Consider the following 2,251-nt stretch of genomic DNA (forward strand, 5'->3'; position numbering starts at 1 on the left):
ATTATTGACAGTCTGAAAATATCCATAGAGAAACAGTACCCCCAGTTTCCTTTTCGATTATTCTTAATCGATCAATGTGCTCATCTCGCGGTAATTTTATCGGTTATTGTTTATCGATATGAACTTTTGGCAGAATGGGCGACATATATATTTTCCGCGAAAGCACTACTATATAGCATTGCCGCATTACTAACAGTGTGCGTAAGTCCTATTATGTTACGTGTGTTCTTTCAAAAATGGACTAACGAAGCTGATTTTTTAAATAAGGGTAAGCATTCCTTGACCGATGCTGGGATGTGGATCGGTATTATGGAACGTATTCTCATAGTGCTTTTTATTCAAGTTGGATTTCTTTCGGGCTTGGGTTTTCTTTTGGGGGCAAAATCAATATTTAGGTTTGGAGATTTGACTAATGCTAAGGACACGAAATATACGGAATATATATTAGTAGGTACATTGGCAAGTTTTGTTGTTGGAATATCAATTGGCTACGGACTTCGTTTAGGGCTTCGATATTTGATATAGAATAAATATTCTCGCTTTAGTTAGTATACAGTGGGAACTTCATTAGTAGCGAGTTTTAGATAAATTGAATTTAAACAAATAAATATGGACAAGTTTTTAAAAGTTATTTCGATATTCATATTAATACATATGTCAAGTAATACTTTCGCACAGGATGAAATAGCCACTGGTCTAAAGGAGATTGCAGATCAGTATAAAGCCGTAGGTTTGGCTGTAGTTGTCGTCAAGGATAACAAGCCGATTTATAAAAAAGCCATAGGCTTACAAGATATCGAAAATAATATACCGTTGTCTACTAGCCATTTATTTAGGATCGCTTCAATTTCCAAATCGTTTTCAGCAACTGCAATCATGCAGCTTGTTGAACAGGGAAAAATCTCCTTAGATGATGACTTTGGAAAGTTAGTGGGGTTTCCAATTCGGAATCCTAAGTACCCTGATGAAGTCATTACTTTACGCATGGTTCTTTCTCACACGTCTAGTATAAATGATAACAACGGTTATTTCGAACTTGATGTGATCGATCCTTCTAAGAACCCAGATTGGGCGAAAAGTTATAACGATTACCGTCCAGGGGAGGGATACGAGTATTGCAATTTGAATTTTAATATGGTCGGATCGGTGCTAGAGCAACATACAGGTATGCGCTTTGATAACTATATTCATAAACAAATTCTTTCCCCGTTAGGATTGACCGGTGGTTATTGTGTAGACTCTTTGGACAAGACATCGTTTGCGAAATTATACAGTTATGATAGCGTAACAAATTTGTTTGAAGAGCAGCCCTCTGCTTATAATCCAAGATCTGAAGAGATTAAGAACTATATTTTAGGTGTATCCACTCCGGTTTTTTCACCGACTGGTGGTATGAAAATATCACCTGAGGATTTAGCAACCTACATGATGATGCACATGAACTATGGGGAGTATGCAAACGGGCGTATCTTAAAAAAGAAGAGTTCACAAATGATGCAGAAAAAATTGAGTGACAAAGAAAACTACGGTCTTGCTCTAATGGAAACTGATAAATTGATTCCGGGTCAACATTTAATTGGGCATACCGGCTCGGCCTATGGGTTGTATAGTGCAATGTTCTTTGATCCAAAATCCAAATATGGTTTTATCGTTGTTACAAATGGTTGTGTCCCTACCTATGAAAATGGCTTCGTCGCATTATCAGCGCGAACCATAAATTATTTATACCAATCTCTTGTAAAATAAACTGGCTTATTTTTTGTATCTTTTCTTCGGTAACCAAAATTATAAGCTTATGTTAAACAGGAGATGTATTTGTTTGATTGTTTTCTTCTTGAGCGTTTCAATATTCGTTTCACAAGCCCAAAATTTCTCGATCGAGCAGATTAGACGAGATTTTAAAATAGGACATAAGAACGAAGAAACATGCAAGAAGCATTTAGAGTTACTGGAGCAATACGCAGACTGCCCAGAAGAGTTTGGATACGAGGCTGCTTATCATATGTTTATGGCAAAACATAGCAGTAGTCCTTTTAAGAAAATGACCTTTTTTAAGAATGGTAGGAAGATGTTGGAAGATCAAATCGCAAAAAATCCACGCAATATCGAACTTCGATATATAAGGTTATGTATTCAGTATTATATACCGTCTTACCTTGGGTATAAAGGTAATATTGAAGAAGATAAGCAGTTTTTGGTGAACAATTTGTATAAATTAAATGATGAACAAACCAAGGACCTCTTGTATAAT

The 2,251-nt window shown here is 36.0% G+C and carries 3 protein-coding genes; all 3 read left to right on the top strand.

Annotated elements, in window-relative coordinates:
- Nucleotides 1-525: DUF3307 domain-containing protein (locus HP439_RS18800; protein ID WP_172391861.1), on the top strand; the 525-nt coding region annotated here is incomplete at its 5' end.
- A gap of 84 nt (nucleotides 526-609) precedes the next feature.
- On the top strand, nucleotides 610-1,746 hold the full coding sequence (locus HP439_RS18805; protein ID WP_172391862.1) for a serine hydrolase domain-containing protein: 1,137 nt from the start codon (nucleotides 610-612) through the stop codon (nucleotides 1,744-1,746).
- A 49-nt stretch (nucleotides 1,747-1,795) separates the two neighbouring features.
- A partial coding sequence (locus HP439_RS18810; protein WP_172391863.1) for a hypothetical protein occupies nucleotides 1,796-2,251 on the top strand: 456 nt, incomplete at its 3' end.

It is taken from the genome of Sphingobacterium shayense, assembly GCF_013179575.1.
Taxonomy (GTDB): domain Bacteria; phylum Bacteroidota; class Bacteroidia; order Sphingobacteriales; family Sphingobacteriaceae; genus Sphingobacterium; species Sphingobacterium shayense.

Bases quoted from the DNA above. Each gene is read 5' to 3' on its own strand.
- HP439_RS18805 (WP_172391862.1), top strand. From the start codon at position 610: ATGGACAAGTTTTTAAAAGTTATTTCGATATTCATATTAATACATATG.